The following is a 1,332-nucleotide window of genomic DNA, read 5'->3' on the forward strand; positions in this document are numbered from 1 at the left end:
TGATTCGTCCTTGGTTTGATGGAGGGTATGCGGTTACCCAAGAAAGGACTACCCTCAACACATCATGCCTACCTCGAAATATCTACCAGAAGTACGTGAACGAGCTACCCGGCTGGCTCTCGAGGCCCGCCGAGACCCCGAGACTCGAAACGGTGCCATCGCCCGCATCGCCGAACAGACCAATGTGAACAAGGAAGCCCTGCGCAACTGGGTCAAGAAGGCCGAAGCCGCCAACCTGCCCGTCGAGACCGAGGACGTCCAGGCACGGATCCGGCGGCTGGAGAAAGAGAACCGGGAGCTGCGGAAGTCCAACGACATCCTCCGATCAGCGACCGCGTTTTTCGGCAAGGCGGAGTTCGACCGCCTACAGAAGTGATCGTCGCCTTCATCGACGAGAACAAGCACCGGTGGGGAATCGAACCGATCTGCCAGGTCGTGCGACAAGACCTAGGCATCAGCATCGCCCCATCGACGTACTACGCCTTCAAGAACCGTCCGGTCAGTGCTCGAGCCCAGCGCGACGCGGCGCTCAAAGAAAGGATCATGGCTATCCATACTCACCGCCGCAACAAGGTCTACGGCGTCCGCAAGATCCACGCCGAGCTGACAAGGACCTATGGCCCTGTGGCTCGCTGCACAGTCGAGAGACTGTGCCAGCAGCTGGGAATTCGCGGTGTTGTTCGGGGGACGTTCCCACGGACGACGAAACCCGGTCCCGAGACGAAACGACCGGCTGACCTCGTCAAACGTGACTTCACCGCCACGGGGCCGAATCGTCTCTGGGTCGCGGATCTGACGTACGTTCCCACCGAGGCCGGCTTCGTCTACGTCGCGTTCGTCCTCGACGTCTTCTCCCGGATGATCATCGGCTGGCAGACCTCGACGCGAATGTATACAGATCTCGCCCTCGATGCTTTAAACATGGGCATATGGGGCCGTAAACGTGCAGGTCACGACGTTGCAGGGCTGACCCACCACTCGGACAGAGGAGTGCAGTATCGGGCTCTGCGCTACACCGAGGCATTGGCTGAGGCTGAGGCAGTAGCGTCGGTGGGATCGGTCGGCGATAGCTACGACAATGCCATGGCCGAAGCGCTGAACTCGTTATACAAGTACGAGCTCATCTTCACCGACGGCCCCTGGTCCGGTCGTGACGATGTCGAAGCCGCGACGGCTGAGTGGGTGCATTGGTTCAACACCGAACGGCTACATTCAATGCTTGGGTATCAGACTCCCGCCGAAATCGAAGCAACCCACTACACGAGCCTACAGGAATTAGCAGCCTAAGAAACTGAACGAACGCTCAGCCTCTAGAAAACCCGGGACTTGACA

1 protein-coding gene and 1 other annotated feature are annotated in these 1,332 nt (G+C 59.3%); the gene reads left to right on the forward strand.

Going from position 1 to position 1,332, the window contains the following annotated elements; translation table 11 throughout:
• Nucleotides 1–64: 64 nt before the first annotated feature.
• A protein-coding gene (locus tag ACPUD7_RS17665; RefSeq protein WP_135542814.1) for an IS3 family transposase occupies nucleotides 65–1,287 on the forward strand; the annotation gives its coding sequence in 2 pieces (ribosomal slippage) (nucleotides 65–344 and nucleotides 344–1,287; 1,224 coding nt in all).
• Nucleotides 334–466: a sequence feature (AL1L pseudoknot), on the forward strand. It overlaps the preceding gene by 133 nt.
• Nucleotides 1,288–1,332 lie beyond the last annotated feature (45 nt).

The organism is Brevibacterium sp. FAM 24630, assembly GCF_049804075.1.
In the GTDB taxonomy this organism is placed as follows: domain Bacteria; phylum Actinomycetota; class Actinomycetes; order Actinomycetales; family Brevibacteriaceae; genus Brevibacterium.